Annotated in this window: 16 protein-coding genes; 8 read left to right on the plus strand and 8 right to left on the minus strand. The window is 41.2% G+C overall.

Features of this window, described 5'->3' with window-relative positions:
- Window positions 1-18: 18 nt before the first annotated feature.
- On the plus strand, window positions 19-1,197 hold the full coding sequence (gene purT / locus I3B46_RS05540; RefSeq protein ID WP_104872907.1) for a formate-dependent phosphoribosylglycinamide formyltransferase: 1,179 nt from the start codon (window positions 19-21) through the stop codon (window positions 1,195-1,197).
- Between the two features lie 45 nt (window positions 1,198-1,242).
- Here the strand turns inward: purT and I3B46_RS05545 are convergent, their stop codons facing one another.
- Window positions 1,243-2,850 (minus strand): GMC family oxidoreductase, encoded by a 1,608-nt coding sequence (locus tag I3B46_RS05545; protein ID WP_102780741.1) that lies wholly within the window; start codon window positions 2,848-2,850, stop codon window positions 1,243-1,245.
- Window positions 2,851-3,203: 353 nt separating this feature from the next.
- Here I3B46_RS05545 and I3B46_RS05550 point away from each other — a divergent pair, with 353 nt between their 5' ends.
- The 4 genes from I3B46_RS05550 to yjiA all read left to right on the plus strand — a co-directional run bounded on the left by I3B46_RS05550 (window position 3,204) and on the right by yjiA (window position 7,488).
- A complete protein-coding gene (locus I3B46_RS05550) occupies window positions 3,204-3,680 on the plus strand; it encodes a WG repeat-containing protein (protein WP_014656592.1) in 477 nt (158 codons plus the stop codon).
- Between the two features lie 382 nt (window positions 3,681-4,062).
- Complete coding sequence (locus I3B46_RS05555) at window positions 4,063-6,216, plus strand: carbon starvation CstA family protein (RefSeq protein ID WP_004922657.1); 2,154 nt, start codon at window positions 4,063-4,065, stop codon at window positions 6,214-6,216.
- Between the two features lie 70 nt (window positions 6,217-6,286).
- Entirely contained in the window at window positions 6,287-6,490 is a 204-nt protein-coding gene (locus tag I3B46_RS05560) for a YbdD/YjiX family protein (RefSeq protein ID WP_004922653.1), read from the plus strand.
- A gap of 23 nt (window positions 6,491-6,513) precedes the next feature.
- Window positions 6,514-7,488, plus strand: coding sequence for a GTPase (yjiA, locus tag I3B46_RS05565; RefSeq protein WP_014656591.1), 975 nt, complete (start codon window positions 6,514-6,516; stop codon window positions 7,486-7,488).
- Window positions 7,489-8,158: 670 nt separating this feature from the next.
- On the opposite strand, the gene I3B46_RS05570 is transcribed toward yjiA, so the two are convergent.
- The 3 genes from I3B46_RS05570 to I3B46_RS05580 all read right to left on the minus strand — a co-directional run bounded on the left by I3B46_RS05570 (window position 8,159) and on the right by I3B46_RS05580 (window position 12,182).
- Window positions 8,159-8,530 (minus strand): helix-turn-helix domain-containing protein, encoded by a 372-nt coding sequence (locus I3B46_RS05570; protein WP_004922647.1) that lies wholly within the window; start codon window positions 8,528-8,530, stop codon window positions 8,159-8,161.
- A gap of 780 nt (window positions 8,531-9,310) precedes the next feature.
- On the minus strand, window positions 9,311-10,630 hold the full coding sequence (locus tag I3B46_RS05575) for an L-cysteine desulfidase family protein (protein WP_104872906.1): 1,320 nt from the start codon (window positions 10,628-10,630) through the stop codon (window positions 9,311-9,313).
- A 199-nt stretch (window positions 10,631-10,829) separates the two neighbouring features.
- Window positions 10,830-12,182 (minus strand): MATE family efflux transporter, encoded by a 1,353-nt coding sequence (locus I3B46_RS05580; protein ID WP_004922637.1) that lies wholly within the window; start codon window positions 12,180-12,182, stop codon window positions 10,830-10,832.
- A gap of 216 nt (window positions 12,183-12,398) precedes the next feature.
- Here I3B46_RS05580 and I3B46_RS05585 point away from each other — a divergent pair, with 216 nt between their 5' ends.
- Window positions 12,399-13,295, plus strand: a complete 897-nt coding sequence (locus tag I3B46_RS05585; RefSeq protein WP_014656589.1) for a diaminopimelate dehydrogenase — start codon at window positions 12,399-12,401, stop codon at window positions 13,293-13,295.
- Between the two features lie 384 nt (window positions 13,296-13,679).
- Here I3B46_RS05585 and I3B46_RS05590 read toward each other — a convergent pair whose 3' ends face one another.
- Together I3B46_RS05590 and I3B46_RS05595 are read right to left on the minus strand one after the other, a co-directional pair.
- Window positions 13,680-14,507 carry a phosphoenolpyruvate hydrolase family protein gene (locus I3B46_RS05590; RefSeq protein WP_004922623.1) on the minus strand — a complete coding sequence of 276 codons (828 nt, stop codon included), beginning with the start codon at window positions 14,505-14,507 and terminating at the stop codon, window positions 13,680-13,682.
- A gap of 10 nt (window positions 14,508-14,517) precedes the next feature.
- Window positions 14,518-15,741 carry a Tm-1-like ATP-binding domain-containing protein gene (locus I3B46_RS05595; RefSeq protein WP_014656588.1) on the minus strand — a complete coding sequence of 408 codons (1,224 nt, stop codon included), beginning with the start codon at window positions 15,739-15,741 and terminating at the stop codon, window positions 14,518-14,520.
- 310 nt (window positions 15,742-16,051) lie between these two features.
- On the opposite strand from I3B46_RS05595, the gene I3B46_RS05600 reads away from it, so the two are divergent.
- Window positions 16,052-16,684, plus strand: coding sequence for a TetR/AcrR family transcriptional regulator (locus tag I3B46_RS05600; protein ID WP_104872905.1), 633 nt, complete (start codon window positions 16,052-16,054; stop codon window positions 16,682-16,684).
- Window positions 16,685-16,739: 55 nt separating this feature from the next.
- Here I3B46_RS05600 and I3B46_RS05605 read toward each other — a convergent pair whose 3' ends face one another.
- The gene (locus I3B46_RS05605) at window positions 16,740-17,150 is read right to left on the minus strand and encodes a GNAT family N-acetyltransferase (RefSeq protein ID WP_004922612.1); all 411 of its coding nucleotides are present in this window, start codon (window positions 17,148-17,150) and stop codon (window positions 16,740-16,742) included.
- Between the two features lie 149 nt (window positions 17,151-17,299).
- Here I3B46_RS05605 and I3B46_RS05610 point away from each other — a divergent pair, with 149 nt between their 5' ends.
- Complete coding sequence (locus I3B46_RS05610; protein WP_004922609.1) at window positions 17,300-18,355, plus strand: AbrB family transcriptional regulator; 1,056 nt, start codon at window positions 17,300-17,302, stop codon at window positions 18,353-18,355.
- A 37-nt stretch (window positions 18,356-18,392) separates the two neighbouring features.
- Here I3B46_RS05610 and I3B46_RS05615 read toward each other — a convergent pair whose 3' ends face one another.
- Window positions 18,393-18,740, minus strand: a complete 348-nt coding sequence (locus I3B46_RS05615) for a YacC family pilotin-like protein (RefSeq protein ID WP_004922605.1) — start codon at window positions 18,738-18,740, stop codon at window positions 18,393-18,395.
- Window positions 18,741-18,917 lie beyond the last annotated feature (177 nt).

The following is an 18,917-nucleotide window of genomic DNA, read 5'->3' on the forward strand; positions in this document are numbered from 1 at the left end:
TATACAAGGTTATCCATCATGAATAAATTAGGTACAGCGCTTTGTCCTTCTGCAACAAAAGTGATGCTGCTCGGTTCAGGAGAGCTCGGGAAAGAAGTGGCGATTGAGTGCCAGCGTTTGGGCATTGAAGTTATTGCGGTTGATCGTTATGACCATGCGCCCGCCATGCATGTTGCTCACCGTAGTTATACCGTTAACATGCTAGATGGAGAGGCAATTCGCCAACTTGTTGAGAAAGAAAAACCTGATTTTATCGTGCCGGAAATTGAAGCGATTGCGACCAAGACCTTAGTGGAATTGGAGCAACAAGGGCAAAAAGTGGTGCCTTCTGCTAATGCGGTTTATTTAACCATGAATCGTGAAGGGATCCGCCGGCTTGCGGCAGAAGAATTAGGCTTACCGACCTCAGATTATCGTTTTGTTGAGGCTGAAGCGGATTTTGTGACCGCAGCTAAAGAGATTGGCTTCCCTTGTATAGTCAAACCAGTAATGAGCTCTTCGGGTAAAGGCCAAAGTGTTATGCGCGGCGAACAGGATCTCAAAGCAGCATGGCACTACTCGCAAGAAGGTGGACGTACTGGTCAGGGGCGTGTGATCGTTGAAAAAATGATCCATTTTGATTTTGAAATCACGATGCTCACCATTAATGCCGTTGATGGTATTCATTTTTGTGCGCCTATTGGGCACCGCCAAGAAAAAGGGGATTATCGAGAATCATGGCAACCACAACAAATGAGTGAAAAGGCATTGGAAAATGCACAAGCGGCCGCTGCCAAAATTGTGACTGCATTAGGTGGGTATGGCTTATTTGGTGTGGAACTATTTGTATGTGGTGATGAGATCATTTTTAATGAAGTTTCGCCTCGGCCTCATGATACAGGTATGGTGACCTTAATTTCACAAAACTTATCTGAATTTGCCCTTCATGTGCGTGCTTTCTTGGGGCTACCTATCGGGGCAATCCGTCAATATGGGCCAAGTGCATCGGCGGTGATCCTTCCTGAATTGTCTAGTCGTGATGTTGTTTTTTCGGGGGTAGGGCAAGCGTTAGATTCGGATATTCAATTACGCTTATTTGGTAAACCTGAAATTGCTGGAACTCGCCGCTTAGGTGTTGCCTTGGCGATTGCGGATTCTATCGATCATGCGTTAAATAAGGCGAAGAAGGCAGCGGCAACCATAACCGTGAATGGGTAATGGCATTATTATCGCCCACTTAGGGTGAGTGGGCGATCATTGGCGTTAATGGTTATCCTGTATCACCATTGCCGCGCCACGCTCGGCAATCATGATTGTTGGAGCGTTGGTGTTACCACTTGGGATTTCTGGCATCACAGAGCAATCAATGACACGAAGTTGCTTAATGCCATGCACACGTAAGCGTAAATCGGTCACGGAAGTTGCTGTGTCTTTTCCCATACGACAACTGCCGACAGGGTGGTAGACGGTTTTACAAAAGTTACGTACAAACTCCTCTAATGCTGCCTCATCATGTTGAACCTGTGCTGGCGGCATTAATGTCTCTTTACTAACCGCTTGTAGTGCCTCCGACCCAAGTACTTTTAACCCAAATTTGACAGCACGTTTGCAGCCTTCCATATCTTCCGGTGCGGCTAAATAGTTGGCATGAATTTTTAGTGGCGCTTGTGGATCTTTGCTACGCAAGAGTAATTCACCGCGCGACTTAGGTTGTAAATAGCCCACTTTTAATGTGAAACCATGTGTCGCGGGCAGTGGCTCGCCGGGAACATCATCCCAGCTATCAAGTATGGGTAAAAAGTGAATTTGTACGTCGGGGCGACCTTGACCACAGCTATCAATAAATGCAGCACCTTCAAGTACGTTTGATGCTAATAATCCACTACGAAAAGCTAACCACTGAAAGCCATGTTTTATAGCATGGATACCTTTGTCAGCGCCAAAGAGGCTAATAGGATCTTTGGTTGTGACATTAATGGACATATGAAGATGATCATGGAAGTTTTTACCGACAGGAAGGTCAGCGACCGTTTCAATCCCTAATGATGAGAGGTGATCTTTAGGACCGATACCTGAGAGCATGAGTAATTTCGCGGAGCCCATCGCGCCGGCACAAATGATCACCTCTTTTTGGGCGAAAACATCGGCTTCACCACCATTTTTATCCTGATAGCTTACCCCAACAGCGACACCATCACGGATAATAATACGGTTAACTTGTTTATTAAGCTTTACTGTAAGTTTATCGCTTTGTGCGACACTCTTAAGATAAGTTTTTGATGTGCTTGCTCTTTCGCCATTTTTCGTTGTTGTTTGATAAAAACTGACTCCTTGTTGGCTTTCACCATTAAGGTCATTAACATAAGGAAGCCCTTGCTCTTGTGCGGCTCGGATAAAAGCCATAGAAAGAGGGTGCCGATAACGGTTTTCACTGACAGGAAGCAGCCCTGCGGTACCATGATAGCTATCAGATAAACTTTCATTTTGTTCGGCTTTCTTAAACCAAGGTAGGACATCTTGGTAGCTCCAGCCATCACAGCCATAGATTTGCGCCCAATTATCGTAATCCTGTTTTTGGCCTCGAATATAAATCATGCCATTCACAGAACTGCTGCCTCCGAGAACTTTACCTTGTGCTATCTGCATCTTGCGATTATTTGCATGTGGTTCAGGTTCCGTTTCGTAGGGCCAGCTTTTTTGGGCAATAATTTTAGCTACCCCAGCTGGCATACGAATATACAGATGATTATCACTTCCTCCGGCTTCAATCAAAAGAACGCGTGACTGGGTTTCTTTAATAAGCCGTGCGGCAAGCACGCAGCCAGCCGAACCTGCTCCTACAATGATGTAATCATAGTTTTCATTATTCATACAGTTATTCCCCTGATCAAAGTAGCGTTGCTATAACAATTTATTTTCATGTTATTAACAATAACTCTTTATCTTATTAAGGTGTGAATAATGTGTTGTTTATGTGAAGAGTATCAAAATGAAAGTTGTGTGTTTTTTTCTCGGTGTTTTAGTATTTTGTTGTTTTTAAAGGATAAAAAAATCTAATTTATTAAGGTTTTTTGGGGTTTTCTTATTATTAATAAGTAAATGAGCTAATTAACTGATTGTTTTTTATTAGAGTATTTGCTGATTTTCGCTGTATTCTTAGTTTGAATATTAGTGGCATCCGCTATATTGCATTAATACAACTGATTGGGGTGAGGAAGTCGAAGATGAAGCAAGGTTTGATTGGGCTGTTATGCGTATTACCGAGCATGTTATTTGCTGATTCACTACATGAGCAATTTGCACAATTGATAGAAGCACCAGAAAAAACATTAAATTGCTTTGAAGCCGACTCTGCATATCGCTTTTGTTTAAAAAATCTCCCTAATCAAGGAATAGTTGTGGTCGACCAACAGGGCAATGAAGCCTATCGACCTTATTATTTTGATAATTGGCCTGATGAGCCTAAAAATGGGCTTTATCGTATCCGCCAAGGTGACAAAATTGGTTTTGCTGAGGCAAAAACAGGCAAGGTCGTGATTGAAGCAAACTATGATTGCGCCTACCCTTTTGAGAATGGGAAAGCACATGTAGGAATAGGTTGCCAACGGGAAACGGATGGTGAGCATAGCTGGTGGGTTGGTGGCCATTGGGTATGGATTGATCTGCAAGGAAATAGGATAACCGCTCATCCTGCATCGTGAGATTTTACGACTATTCGAGTTTTATTTAACAAACCATTTCATTTATACCATTTCCATTAATATGATTAACTTATTGATAATCAACTGTTATTGTTAAGTTAATCACACTTTTTTCGTCTTTGCCATTTCGATAAAACCATTCGCAGTGAAAAACTGACCGCTTAATTTTGTATGCAACCGCTCGCACTGACTTTAGACATTCGCCAATAGATATTTTCTACCATAGAGACCATGGCAGAGCTCAAATTTTTTCTTATTGCACGGTGATAACGACTGCCAAAAAGAGACTTAGTAATGATAAAGAACGGTTCTTTGAATCGATTTGTTATTGATAAGTCAATAAAACATAAGAGAAGTTCGTTTTACCTCAGAAGGGTGTTTTATGAACAAAAATGGTATTTTAAAGCACATTCCTTGGATGATCCTTGGGATTATCGGTGCGATTTGTCTAGGTGTGGTTGCACTTAGACGCGGAGAACACATCAGTGCGCTGTGGATTGTTGTGGCTTCTGTGGCGGTTTATCTCATTGCTTATCGTTATTACAGTTTGTATATCGCGAAAAAAGTGATGAAGCTCGATGAAACGCGAGCGACACCCGCGGTCATTAATAATGATGGCTTGAACTATGTTCCTACAAATAGAAACGTTCTATTCGGTCACCACTTTGCTGCAATCGCAGGTGCAGGGCCACTTGTAGGGCCTGTCTTAGCAGCACAAGTCGGTTACTTACCAGGCACCTTATGGTTATTGGCTGGGGTGGTACTGGCTGGTGCAGTACAGGACTTTATGGTGCTATTTATCTCTTCTCGCCGTAATGGTGCATCATTAGGTGAAATCGTTAAAGAAGAGCTTGGCCCTATTCCGGGAACCATTGCGCTTTTCGGCTGTTTCCTCATCATGATCATTATCCTTGCAGTATTAGCGTTGATCGTGGTTAAGGCACTAGCAGAAAGTCCATGGGGCGTGTTTACGGTATGTTCAACAGTACCGATTGCGCTGTTTATGGGAATCTATATGCGCTATATCCGACCCGGACGAGTGGGGGAAGTTTCGGTCATTGGTATTGTGTTACTGATCTTGTCGATTTGGTTCGGTGGTGTTATCGCTCATGACCCATATTGGGGGCCTGCACTGACCTTTAAAGACACTACAATTACTTATGTTTTAGTTGGTTATGCGTTTATCTCTGCATTATTACCTGTTTGGCTGATTCTGGCGCCTCGCGACTATCTCGCTACCTTCTTAAAAATCGGTGTGATTGTCGGTTTAGCGATTGGGATTGTGATTTTAAATCCTGAGCTAAAAATGCCAGCGGTCACTCAGTTCGTTGATGGCAGTGGCCCAGTTTGGAAAGGCACGCTGTTCCCATTCTTATTTATTACGATTGCTTGTGGTGCCGTATCGGGTTTCCATGCCTTAATTTCGTCAGGGACAACGCCTAAGTTGTTGGCTAACGAAAAAGATGCTCGCTATATCGGCTATGGTGCGATGTTAATGGAATCGTTTGTCGCGATCATGGCGCTAGTTGCAGCTTCAATTATTGAACCTGGCCTCTATTTTGCGATGAATACTCCACCAGCCGCTTTAGGTATCACTATGCCGAATCTGCATGAGCTTGGTGGTGCTGACGGTGCGGCAATCCTAGCACAACTGAAAGATGTCACGGCACATGCTGCGGCAACAGTCAGTTCATGGGGCTTTGTGATTTCACCTGAGCAAATTATGCAAACGGCAAAAGATATCGGAGAGCCTTCCGTATTGAACCGTGCAGGGGGAGCACCGACGTTAGCGGTAGGTATCGCGTATGTATTCCATGAAATCATACCTGCTGCTGATATGGGTTTCTGGTATCACTTTGGTATCCTATTCGAAGCACTGTTTATCTTAACTGCATTGGATGCAGGAACGCGCTCAGGTCGTTTTATGTTACAAGACTTATTGGGTAACTTTGTACCTGTGCTGAAAAAAACCGATTCACTGTTGGCTGGGATTATTGGTACAGCCGGATGCGTTGGTTTATGGGGATATTTATTGTACCAAGGCGTGGTTGACCCATTGGGCGGCGTGAAGAGCCTATGGCCTCTGTTTGGTATTTCGAACCAGATGCTGGCGGCCGTTGCCTTGGTGCTCAGCACCGTAGTCTTAATTAAGATGAAACGCAGTAAATATATCTATGTCACTGTGTTACCAGCGGTTTGGTTATTGATTTGTACAACTTGGGCATTAGGTTTGAAACTGTTTAGTGATAACCCTCAACTCGAAGGTTTCCTCTATTTAGCTAAGTCTTATAAAGAGAAAATTGCGGCGGGTGGTGCTGACTTAACGGCTCAGCAAATCACTGACATGAATCACATTATTATCAATAACTACACAAACGCAGGGTTAAGTATCCTATTCCTAGTTGTTGTCTACGGTATTATTTTCTATGGTATCAGAACAGCGATGAAGGCGTATAAAAACCCAGAGCGTACCGATGCTGAAACACCTTATGTACCGGTGCCTAAAGAGGGCGTGAAAACCTCATCTTCACACTAATCTTTAGTGTATAAAATGGTGCCCTGCATTGTGAGTAAACATGATGTAGGGCATCTGTATTGGAGAGCATATGTTTGGAAATTTAGGCAAAACAGGTAAGTACTTAGGGCAGGCTGCACGTATGTTGATAGGCATTCCTGACTATGATACCTATGTACAGCACATGAAAGATAATCATCCAGACAAACCGATTATGACTTATAAAGAGTTTTTTCGTGAGCGCCAAGATGCGCGCTATGGTGGAAGCGGTAAAGGTGGATTTCGCTGCTGTTAATTAATGACGTCATGAGGAATACAATGAAACCAATCTCTGTCACGATTTTGACCGGTTTTCTCGGTGCGGGCAAAACCACCTTACTACGCCATATTCTTCAAGCAGATCATGGGCATAAAATCGCAGTCATCGAAAATGAATTTGGTGAAGTGCCAATTGATAATGCCTTAATTGGTGATCGTGCGACACAAATAACGACATTGAGTAATGGTTGTATTTGTTGTAGCCGCTCTAATGAGTTGGAAAATGCTTTGCTCGATTTACTTGATGGGTTAGATAGTGGGAAACTCGACTTTGATCGCTTAGTGATTGAGTGCACAGGAATGGCAGATCCCGGTCCTATCACTCAAACTTTTTTTTCTCATGAAGTGCTTTGTGAACGTTATTTATTGGATGGCATTATTACATTGGTGGATGCGGTTCATGCAAATAAGCAACTTGATGATTTTGCGATAGCGCAGGCACAAATTGGCTATGCTGATCGGATCTTATTAACGAAAACGGATGTTCAGCCTGAGCATGAAAGCTTAATTGAACGCTTACAGCGCATCAATGCACGGGCACCCATCTATCCCGTGACCCATGGTGAGATTGACCTCGATTTACTGTTTAATATTCAAGGTTTTTTACTCGATTCACAACTGAAAGTGAATCAGCCCACTTTCCGCTTTACCCCTAAACAGCACAATGAAGTGAATTCTATCGTTGTTGAATTTGATTACCCTGTTGAGTTAATGGCGGTCTCTGATGTTATGGAGTCTCTACTGCTAGGATTTGCGGATAATTTATTGCGTTATAAAGGGATTTTATCAATCAAAAACGAGCCGAAAAGGCTACTATTCCAAGGGGTTCAACGCTTATATAGTGCTGATTGGGATAGCGATTGGGCAGAGAATGAGCCGCGTCACAGTGTTTTGGTGTTTATTGGGATTAATTTACCAGAAAATGAAATACGCCAAAAATTCGCACAACTCCAGACGAATAATGAAGAGCTATAAACATATCGATAACCCCTTTCCTGACTGCTAAGGGAAGGGGGCGATAATAAACATACGAATCTTAACTTAACATCATAGCTTTTCATTGGTTCCGATATTAACTTAACCAAAATTAAATGGGTTAAATTTCTTGTCTCATAGGAACGGTACAAAAATATCAAAACTAAATTTTAATAATTTCAAAAGGAAACTTATTTTTTATTTTAAGGGGAATTTTAGGTTTGGAAGGGTAAAAGTGTGCTCTAATCGAAAATAATGGTTATAAATTATCGACCTTACTCATTTTTATTCTATTATAAATTAGTATAAAGAATCAGTAATTAAATGATCCATTGGCTTGTGTTGATAGAAAAACGAAAAATCAGCGTGATAAGTTAATTTGCTATTATACTTTTAGTGATACTATCGCGATATAACGTTCACCATCAATGATACTAAATTTAGTATCGTTGTTTTTATTGGCCATTTTATTAGTTCGGCCTTGGTTCTGTTGAAATAAACACGACTTACTCCACTGAGATAACCAATAATAACAAGATTTTTTAACCCACTTTTACTAGCAAATACACTAGGGTGCCAAACAGGGCTAACTTACGTGTCTATCCTAACAGCGGCACCTTGACTGCAAGGGACTGAGAGAAAAGGAGATTGAAAGTTTATTAAATGCGATTTAGCCAAATAATAATGAAGATTTTGAAGTTACATAATGATCAGTTTTCTCACCATTATTTTTGCAAACATTTAATATCCTATCTAAATCAACGTGATTTTTGATCGGGGTTAAATTAATTTCTTCGATAAGTAAAGTATTAAATTCCCCAACGGTAATATCGAGTTTTTCTAATAATAGTAATAGCATGCTGACATTAATATGATTAATGCCACACTCATAGCGTGATATTTGCTGTTGGCTAAGATTGACTAAACGACCAAAATCGGCACCAGTTAAACCTTGATTTTGCCTTAGTCGTTTCAACGTTCGACCAATAGCTAATGAAATAGATGAAAAAAAACTATCGATACTCAATTCTTCACTTTCCATTAAAAACCTCTGTGTAGATAAAGTTAATAAATTATAGCCAACAAGCAATATGCTAAAACGTATTGCTTATTTAAGTTATGTTTTTATGTGAGCTTATTCTTATTTCTAAAACAAATATAAATCTTATTTTTTTTTAGATCAAATATCCGATAGTCTGAATTTATTTATTATACGAGTAAAACCCATAAATGGAGTAATGGTTCTATTAATATAAATCTATTAAAATCAATGCGATAAATGGTTATTGATACTTTTTGAGCACCAATAACTGAGTATTATATGCTTATAACCCTGGTTTTTATGTGTCAATTCGAGATAAACAACTAAGATTATTAACAATTAATAGTTGTTATATAAACATGTTACAAAAAGAAATGTTTAACGGGGAATTGTTAGAAAGTATTAATAAAGTATAAAAAAATATGAATATGAATAAATCAAAAATTATTACTATCAATAAGTTATAGGTTTCTGGTTTTTTGCCATATAAATAAGAAATAATAATGATTGTAATATATTAAATAACGCTCCACTGCATACATGCCAAGTTTAAATAAAAATTACCGATTATTTGGTTAACATCTACATTTTATTGAGCAACAGCACTATGCTCGACCTCTATTGAGCTAAATTATCTACAAACCCATATTTAAGTATTATTGTAAGAATTATCTTAGTTATTTTCTACTGTTTTTATCTGTTTTTTTAATATTTTTAGATGCCATAAAAAAAACAGGCCACGAATAATTAGTGGCCTGTTTTTCTTGAATTTTGATTATGTTAGCGCGCTTTTGCAGCCATTATTTCAATAATTTGAACATCGGTGTGCCTCATAGAGCCGGTAGCTAAAGCGCATAAGTTAGCTATGGATTGGTCTACATCGTCGGACACGATGCCATCAGAGCCTCTTACACAACTGTTGTCGAGAGCCATTAACACGGCTTTATAGGCTGCGCTAGCGCTGGTTGAAACCTTCATCGCACAACTGTTTGATGCACCATCGCATATCATACCACTGACATCGCCAATCATACTGCTAATTGCCATTGCGACAACCTCATAACGTGATTCTAGCAACCAAGCGATCCCCGCCGCAGCTCCCATTGCGGCTGTTGTTGCAGCACACAGCGCAGATAAGGCGGGCAGTTGATTATGGATATAGATTGCCATTAAGTGTGACAACATTAAGGCGCGAGCTAACTGCTCTTCTGTTGATTGTAAGTAGTCAGCAGTGACAACAACAGGCATTGTCGCCGCTATACCTTGGTTACCTGAGCCGGAATTACTCATCGCGGGTAATACGGCTCCACCCATACGTGCATCTGAAGCTGCCGATGTTCTGATCATAATTTCTGACATGAGATCTTTCGACAGCAAGCCTCTATCTCGCTGAGATTGCAACGTTTTACCAATATGCAGACCATAAACATGGCGTAGCCCTTCCTGAGACAGGGCATCATTTAAATGTGCGGCTTCTAAAATAAAGCGGATATCTTCAAATGGCGCTTGTGTTGCAAATTGATAAACAGCTTTGGCCGTGACAGGGGGAAGTGTCACGTCGGCAGCACAATCCACAGGGGATTCATTTTGTTGCGTTTGTTGGGTGCTATCAAAAATAACAGTATCGTTATGGATCATTTTTACGACATGCGTATGAGTACCCGCGATAACGACAGTTGCTGAGCATTTATCTGTAAATACCGTTGCCTCTGAATAGATCACATCATCACAGGGATGCTTAATATCGACAGTAATAAGGCCCTGCGCCAACATATTTTTACTGCGTTCAATGGCACTCGTTGAGGCTGACTTTAATACCTCTAGCCCAGCGTCGGCATCCCCTCCAACAGCACCTAATGCCGCTGCAATTGGGAGACCCACCATGCCCGTTCCCGGTACGGTCACTCCCATGCCATTTTTCATTAAGTTAGGGGAAACCAATGCGGTGACACGAGTGACCGTACCACCAACGCAAGCAGCGGCTTTTGCTGCTGCTAAGGCTAAAGAGATTGGCTCAGTACAACCTAAAGCAGGTTTGACTTCTTGTTTTACTGCATGGATAAAATACTGCCAAAGAAGTGGCTGAGCTTGAACTTGCATAATGAATTCCCCTAAAGAACACCTGTTTAATAAGGATATTTTAAAGAATTATTGGGAGAAAATTTTCACTATGTTAGAGAAGATAAAATTGTTTGAGAGAAATTTTTTCTATAAAGATGCGAATAGTAAAAAATAAATTTCAAGTTTGAGCTTAATCACAAAAAATCCTGCCTAAGCGATAGGCAGGATAGTATTGGTTTTAAGACTCACTTTCGAGATCAAGTCTCTTACTTTGCCATCGACGAGAACGCCAACGCCATGCGTTAGTTAAACCACGTAACCATTCATCGGCAAAAAAGCCAATCCAAATGCCTAATAAGCCCATTTCCATTTTTATTCCTAAGAAATAACCGAGTGGAATGGCGACTCCCCACATAAAAATAATGGCGGTGCAAAGTGGGAAGCGAGCATCTCCTGAAGCCCTAAGAGCGTTAACCATGACGATATTGATAGTACGCCCCGGCTCTAAAAAAACAGAGAGTAGAAACAGCGGTAATAACACATGAATAATATTTTGGTCATCCGTTAAATTGTTAAGGATAGGGGAACGGAATAACCAAAAGAAAAATACCACGCCAATCGTGACATAAAAGCCCATTTTTAAGCTTTTTATTCCACGACGGTAAGCCTCTTCAAAACGCTTAGCGCCAACAAGGTGTCCCACCATAATTTCATTACCAATACTGATAGAGATACCAAACAGCATGATAAAGAGTGAGAGTTGGAAATAGAGTGTTTGCGCGGCAAGAGAGGTTTCTCCCATTAAACCGATAAACGCAGATGCGGTCATAAAATGGAGGATCCACACTAAATTTTCACCCGCAGATGGCAAGCCTATATGCAGTATTTTACCTAGCATTGTACGTGACCAGCGAACCAGCAGCTGTGGCGTAAACTTGATCCTTAATCCATAGAATAACAGACAGAACAGCAAGATAACGGCGACAATACGGCCCACTACCGTCGACCATGCTACCCCTTCAAGGCCATATTGCGGCAGACCAAAAAAGCCATATAGCACAATCATATTACCAACAACAGTGATCACGTTAGCAATGAGCGTTACCCACATAGCGGGCTGAGCTTTGCCGTACACACGCAAGCAAGCAGCAAGAATGATGGAGATGGCTTCGGGGATTAGACAAATACCAAGAATATGCAAGTAAGCATAACCATCTTCCATAAGATGGGATGGCGTATTCATGATACTGAGGATTTTATATCCAAAAAACAGCGCGATAAGAGCACTGGAAAAACCGAGTAGAAAGTTAAAAGCGATAGAAATATGAATAGCTTGGCTGGCCTTTTCACGGCGTCCAGCCCCTAAATATTGGGCGATGACAACGCTACATCCCACACTAATAAAGTTAAATATGGTAATAAAAAGATCAAATACCTGATTCCCCACGCCCATTGCCGCAAGGTAGGCGGTTGAAACATGGCTCACCATATAGGTATTGATAAGTAATGTGGCCAAATGAAGAAAAATATCAATAAATATTGGCCAACTGAGAGAAAAGAGTGATCTCTCAGTGACATCGGATTGATGCATTGAGAACCTTCAAAATAATTAAAATAAAATTCATATGGATAAAGGAAAAGCAGGCAGATTTTACCCGTATTTATGTTGAGTTAATAGAGTCTATAGGTGCTTATTTAAGGAAAAGTTAATCTTTTGTTTAATAATGATGATTCTGCTAATTTATTCCTGATTGATAGTTATGATATCAATATAAAAAGACAACATCAGAACAGTAAAGGAGTCACAATGACAAAAATTAAAGCCGCAATAGTGGGATACGGAAATATTGGCCGTTATGCACTCGAAGCGGTATTGGCAGCGGATGATTTTGAACTTGTCGGTGTGGTACGCCGTAATGTACAGAATATCCCAGCAGAATTAGCGGGGTACACCGTTGTCGATGATATTGAAAAATTAGGCAAAGTTGATGTGGCGCTTTTATGCTCACCCACACGGGCGATTGGTGATTTAGCTGAGAAAGTTTTAAGTCAGGGGATCAATACCGTCGATAGTTTCGATGTGCACTCCGATATTGTGGCACTAAAAAAACGGTTAGATAACGTTGCGAAAGAGCATAAAAGCGTTGCCGTTGTTTCCGCGGGTTGGGATCCGGGCTCTGATTCAATTATGCGTACACTCATGTTGGCAATGGCGCCAAAAGGGGTCACCTACACTAACTTTGGCCCAGGAATGAGTATGGGGCACAGTGTTGCAGCTAAAGCTATTGATGGCGTTAAAGACGCATTATCGGTAACGATTCCGCTGGGTACTGGCGTTCACCGCCGTATGGTCTATATTGAGCTTGATGCGGGCGCAAACTTTGCAGACGTTGCTAACGCGATTAAAGCCGATAGCTATTTCTCATCCGATGAGACCCATATTCGCCAAGTTGATAGTGTGGACGCGCTGAAAGATGTTGGCCATGGTGTCCATATGACGCATAAAGGGGTTTCTGGAGCAACGCATAATCAATTATTTGAGTACTCAATGCGAATTAACAACCCTGCACTGACATCGCAATTTATGGTTTCTGCGGCAAGAGCGACGATGAAACAATCTGCCGGAGCATATACCGTGATTGAAATCCCACCAGTGCATTTCTTGCAAGGTGATCTCGATAGCTTGATTGCTAAGTTAGTGTAATCACTGGATGGCATGATTGTTTTTGCTACACTCATGCCAATTCCGTTTGACCTATTTAGTCTTTTTAGATAAACCATTAACGTTGGTTTACCGCTTATTTCCCCCGCAATATTGCCATGTCGCGCAGAGTGATAATCTGAGTTTTATTTTAGGTGATCGGGCTATTTTTATGATGGCGCAACGAACGCTTTGTTTTTCCTTGAACGCAACAAAGACAAACGGATAAGTAAGAGAATCAATTCTGGCAGGCTGTAAAAAGAAAAGCACCTACGGTGAAGTAGGTGCCCTGGTGTTGGCAAAGCCATAGATACTCGTGATATTAAAGTTGCATTATTATTAGCGGTTTATGATTACCATGGACAACTTTCATTGAGTATTAAAGTACTAACGTTTAATTGATTTAAATTTTTCGGTTGTTGCAGTGAGAGCGACCTCCGTTGGTAGGCGCTCCATGGAGCTTGCACCATAGAAACCGTGGCAGTCTGGGCAGTTCGCTAAAATATATTCCGCATCTTCTGGGGTCGCAATTGGGCCACCATGGCACAGAACGATAACATCATCGCGTACTGATTTTGCGGCTTTAGCCCAGTCATTGATTAATGGCACACAATCTTTAAGTGTTAATGCTGTCTCTGCACCAATATTGCCCCCCGTGGTTAACCCCATATGAGGTACGATAATATCTGCACCCGCTTCGGTCATTGCAATAGCATCTTCACGGCTGAAAACATAAGGGGTAGTTAATAAGCCTTTCTCATGGGCTAGGCGGATCATATCCACTTCTAAACCATAGCCCATCCCAGTCTCTTCGAGGTTAGCTCTGAAGTTACCATCGATTAAACCTACGGTCGGGAAGTTTTGCACACCCGCAAAACCTTTGGCTTTTATTTCATCAAGAAAATGATCAAATTGGCAGAATGGATCTGTGCCATTAACACCGGCAAGTACAGGCGTATGTTTTACAACTGGTAAAACCTCTTTAGCCATATCCATAACGATTTCATTAGCATTACCATAAGCAAGTAGGCCCGCGAGTGAACCACGACCCGCCATCCGGTAGCGGCCAGAGTTATAAATGACAATTAAGTCAATGCCGCCTGCTTCTTCACATTTCGCAGAAAGGCCTGTACCGGCACCACCGCCAATAATTGGCTCGCCTCGCGCGATCATCTCTTTGAATTTTTTCAGCAAGCTTTCGCGATTATGTTTCATTGATGAACCTCTATTTGTTGTTCAAAATGTCCTGGTGTAATTGAATCACTTGTTCACAAAACTCCAGTGAGTTGATGTGATATGGACTCAAAATAAGTTTGCGTTTTTCTGTTGTTATAAGATTTTCAGTTAATGCATCAATGAAGGCTTGATCGGCTTCTGGATCCCAAAATTGAGCGCCTTCAATATCCAATGCTGAGAAGCCTGCCGTTGGGATAATAAAACGCACTTCACCTTCGCAGCGGTTCAGTTTGTTAGCTATCCAGCGGCCCATCTGCTGGTTTTCTTCTTTCGTTGTGCGCATCAATGTTACTTGCGCGTTATGGTTGTAAAATAATCGATGGCGATAATGGTCGGGCACCGTTGATGGGCGTCCAAAATTAACCATATCCAATGCCCCACAAGACAGAACACAAGGGGTCTGTGTTCGTGCTATCGCACCAAATCGATCGTCGTCACAAGCTAAGACGCCGCCAAAGAGGTGGTCACACACTTCTGTGGTGGTGATATCCAATACAGAGTGCAGTAAATGGCTATCGATTAATTTTTCCATCGCTTTACCGCCACTGCCTGTTGCGTGAAAAACCAAGCAGTCATACTGTGATTCAAGTTGCTCAGTGAGCTGTTGAACACAGGGGGTGGTTACCCCAAACATCGTTAATGCAATGGCTGGTTTTGATACATCGTCTACTTTATCTTCACGGTTAAAATAGATTGAACCAGCAATTTGGTTAGCGGCATTTTTTAGCACTTTACGAGAAATCACATTTAGGCCCGAGACATCGGTGACGGAGTACATCATCGAAATATCACTTGCACCGACATATCCAGAAGTATCTCCTGATGCCATGGTGGAAACCATGAGCTTTGGAATACCAACGGGAAGTGCCTGCATCGCGGGGGTAATTAACGCGGTACCGCCGGAGCCACCTAAGCCTAAAATAGCCGCTACATCGGTTTGTGCATTGAGGTAAAGGCTAAAAGCCAATGACATTGCCTCAATCGCTCTTCCTCTGTCACCACAAAAAACGGCTTCAACACCTGCTGGGTGGAAACTGGCAACCGTCTGTGCACTAACATCTGCATCTCTTTTTAATTGTGTTGGTTGCGTAGTCAAATCTACAGTGCGTACAGATAAACCCGTCTCTTTGATCAAATCGCAGACATAGAACAATTCATCGCTTTTAGTATCTAATGTTGTTGCTATGTAGATGTATCCCTGATGTTGTTTCATAGGAAAATCCTTACAGGTTAGGAAGATGTTTAATTTCTCATCTGAATGAGACTATAGTATCATTTTGGTTGAATGTAAAATGAGACTGTAGTCTCATTTTGAGGTTGTTCAATAATTTTTAGATATTGGTTTCTTTTATGGCTTGATAAATAAGGCATATTTGAATTTTTTGTGTTTTAATTTTTTTTAAGGCGAACGATAAAAATACAAGGTGCTTTAAGAATCGGTAGCTGTCATTATGGCAAAGTGTCATGATGAGTAACCATTCACTATTTTATCGTAGCGAAATGTTTTTAAGGGGAGGGAGACGATGTCATTAACACATTCTAATCATGAATATAAAGGCACAAGAAAACGGACTTACATTTTACTCGTTAATACAGCATTAGCGCTTTTTGAAAAAGGGAGTATGCCGTCAGTCTCTGAGCTTGCTGCTGAAGCGGGAGTGTCAAGGGCTACCGCGTATCGCTACTTTCCGACGCAAAGTGATCTGATCGCTGCCACCGTTAATGCGAGCTTGGGGCCAATTTTAAGATGGCAACCACGTAGCCAAAAAACTGAAGAGCGTATTGATGAGTTATTATCATTTGCCTTACCTCGGATGTTTGAGCATGAAGGCGCATTGAGGGCGGCATTGCAAGTTTCATTGCAACAATGGGCACAGGGGCGATCACTGGCGCAAGACCCTAAAGAAAAGCGTCTTGAAAGGGGGAACCGTAAAGACATTTTAACGATGGTGACCGCTCCAATGAAAGATGAGTACCCTCAAGAAATTATTGATAAGGTGATCAAAGCATTTTCAGTCATTTATGGTTCTGAAATCTTTTTAGTACTCAAAGATATTTGGAAACAAGATGATGCTGAGGTCATTGAAATCGCACAGTGGATGGCGAAAGCAATTATTAACCAAGCCACTGCGGATAAAAATGCCCAAGAGTGCTGATATATCGCACTAAAAGAACGGTAGGGGGAGTACCTATCGTTCCTGATATATAGATTTATAACGCTTTCATAAAATAATACCTTTCATGCTTAATCGGGTACTCAATCAGTGTTGAGATCACCTGATAACCTTGTTTTTCATAAAAAGGTTTTGCTTGGAAACTGAATGTATCGACTTGTGCATATTTGGCACCCAACTCTTTCGCTTTGTTCTCCATGGCTTGTATTAATTGTGATCCAATGCCTTGCTTTCTCAGTGACTCTTCGAGCCAAAAGTAGTTAATTCGTAGCCAATTTCCGAGTGTTGAGCCTGTTATTCCGCCTAATATTTCCCCTTCTTGTTCATAAAATACGGCTAATGGGGAATGAATATCTTCACTGAAAAATTGCAAATTATAGTTAATTAATGATTGATGAATACGAGCAACTTCAGATTCAGACGGGGATGTTGTGATACGTATTGTCATAATTTTGCTTATCTCTCAAGGTAATGATGATTTATACGGTTATTTACTATCTAATAATTTAATGAATTTAAAGTATTAAGAGGATACTATTAAGACTATTACAGATAATATAGGCACGCTAACTGCTCTCGCAGTGATAGGATTTTGCGATGATAAGATTATTGAAGATGGGCTTAGGCATTGCTATTTGTGCCTTAATTGGTGGCACCCTCACTTATCTTGGCGTACCTCTCGCATTAATGTTTGGTCCAATCATTGCTGTCATTGTGTTTAATCGCTTCAAAATTCAATTTGCCATTCCAAAATATACGCTCACATTTGTCCAAATATCATTAGGAACGTCTGTGGGGCTGATGTTTAATCAAGTCTCATTGGGGCAAGTGGAAAATCTATTTCTACTCCTTTTGATGTTGGTCGTCTGTTTAGCCGTCCAATTTTCATTCAGTTACTTTTGGTTTCATCGCAAAGTCGGGTGGACAAAACAAGAAGCGATGCTGGGCTCTGTTCCGGGAGCCATGGCGGCCATATTAGCATTAACAGATCATACCCATACCCCGCCACAAAAAATTGTCATTTCTCATACGATCCGCCTCATCATTTTAATTTTGTTAGCTGGGATCGTGGTAGGTAGCAATGGGGATCCCCAGCCGTTAATTGTACTGCCATCTTTGACGTTAGAAGCAACCTTCTGGTTAACGCTCATTGTATTAACGGGGTTAGGATTAGGCTTGGTATTGCAGCGGATGCATGTTCCTGCTCCATTTATGCTGACATCATTAGGTGCTGCGACGCTGATCCAAGGCTGGCTAGATGTGCAAATCCATTTTCCGGTGATGATCACTGAACTCAGTATGGTTTTGATCGGGATGAATATTGGTAACCACTTTATTGTTTTTCCACTGTCGTCATTGATCAAAAATATCTATTCATCGGCTCAAGTGGTCATTATTAATATTTTCCTAACCTTATTGATCACACTGTTTGCTGCATGGGTGACTGGCTATCCGATTTCGGTATTGTTGCTGGCTTGGGCACCGGGAAGCATGGAAGCGATGACGTTTGCTGCAATCACAATGAAGCTGGATGCTGGATTTGTTATGTCAAATCACATCATTAGGATGGTGATTATTCAAAGTATTCCTTCCATTGCTATGTTCTGGCAAGAAAAGCGGGCGAAAAAAAAGCGTAATAGCGATGTTGGCTGATCAGTGAGCGTTGACTCCCCTCGATAAGGGGAGATGTTTATTTTACATAAGCAAATAAGCCTAATGAATCACGCGCAAGAGATTGGCATTTAAATTCTTGCGGGAGCGGGATCCCTTTTAGGTCATTGTAGCTCTCTTTGTTCAAAACAGTCATTTGGTGTGAATCGTAATCCCCTAAATCCCACTTATTGCTGCGAGCAAAGTAAACGATAGCTCGTTCAATTTCTCTATCAGGGATTTGGGTGTAGCCACAATCATATTTTAAGTAGATAAAGACCGCTGTGAGATCAGCAAGATCTTCAGCTTCGTTGGGGGTCAATGCTCTGGCAGAATGGGTTATTCCTAACAGAGTTATGATGTAAAAAATTACAGTAAATTTGCGCATTCAGTATTCTATCTGTTTTTTATGTCAAGTAACGTTAACATAACAATAGAATTGTTAGTCAAGTATATTTTTCTTAAAACTGTGTAATATACCCTTAATAAGTACATGGTTTCCTTGACCTTCCTGTAAGGGGAAGCTTTATCATTTTTGGACATTAAACCATATTTTGGCCCTAAA

Origin of the sequence: Providencia sp. 2.29 (genome assembly GCF_015832305.1) — a bacterium.
In the GTDB taxonomy this organism is placed as follows: Bacteria; Pseudomonadota; Gammaproteobacteria; order Enterobacterales; family Enterobacteriaceae; genus Providencia; species Providencia stuartii.

Excerpts from the sequence above, each read along its gene's own strand:
- purT (WP_104872907.1), top strand. The coding sequence starts at position 19 with ATGAATAAATTAGGTACAGCGCTTTGTCCTTCTGCAACAAAAGTGATG.
- I3B46_RS05545 (WP_102780741.1), bottom strand. The coding sequence starts at position 2,850 with ATGAATAATGAAAACTATGATTACATCATTGTAGGAGCAGGTTCGGCT.
- I3B46_RS05550 (WP_014656592.1), top strand. The coding sequence starts at position 3,204 with ATGAAGCAAGGTTTGATTGGGCTGTTATGCGTATTACCGAGCATGTTA.
- I3B46_RS05555 (WP_004922657.1), top strand. The coding sequence starts at position 4,063 with ATGAACAAAAATGGTATTTTAAAGCACATTCCTTGGATGATCCTTGGG.
- I3B46_RS05560 (WP_004922653.1), top strand. The coding sequence starts at position 6,287 with ATGTTTGGAAATTTAGGCAAAACAGGTAAGTACTTAGGGCAGGCTGCA.
- yjiA (WP_014656591.1), top strand. The coding sequence starts at position 6,514 with ATGAAACCAATCTCTGTCACGATTTTGACCGGTTTTCTCGGTGCGGGC.
- I3B46_RS05570 (WP_004922647.1), bottom strand. The coding sequence starts at position 8,530 with ATGGAAAGTGAAGAATTGAGTATCGATAGTTTTTTTTCATCTATTTCA.
- I3B46_RS05575 (WP_104872906.1), bottom strand. The coding sequence starts at position 10,630 with ATGCAAGTTCAAGCTCAGCCACTTCTTTGGCAGTATTTTATCCATGCA.
- I3B46_RS05580 (WP_004922637.1), bottom strand. The coding sequence starts at position 12,182 with ATGCATCAATCCGATGTCACTGAGAGATCACTCTTTTCTCTCAGTTGG.
- I3B46_RS05585 (WP_014656589.1), top strand. The coding sequence starts at position 12,399 with ATGACAAAAATTAAAGCCGCAATAGTGGGATACGGAAATATTGGCCGT.
- I3B46_RS05590 (WP_004922623.1), bottom strand. The coding sequence starts at position 14,507 with ATGAAACATAATCGCGAAAGCTTGCTGAAAAAATTCAAAGAGATGATC.
- I3B46_RS05595 (WP_014656588.1), bottom strand. The coding sequence starts at position 15,741 with ATGAAACAACATCAGGGATACATCTACATAGCAACAACATTAGATACT.
- I3B46_RS05600 (WP_104872905.1), top strand. The coding sequence starts at position 16,052 with ATGTCATTAACACATTCTAATCATGAATATAAAGGCACAAGAAAACGG.
- I3B46_RS05605 (WP_004922612.1), bottom strand. The coding sequence starts at position 17,150 with ATGACAATACGTATCACAACATCCCCGTCTGAATCTGAAGTTGCTCGT.
- I3B46_RS05610 (WP_004922609.1), top strand. The coding sequence starts at position 17,300 with ATGATAAGATTATTGAAGATGGGCTTAGGCATTGCTATTTGTGCCTTA.
- I3B46_RS05615 (WP_004922605.1), bottom strand. The coding sequence starts at position 18,740 with ATGCGCAAATTTACTGTAATTTTTTACATCATAACTCTGTTAGGAATA.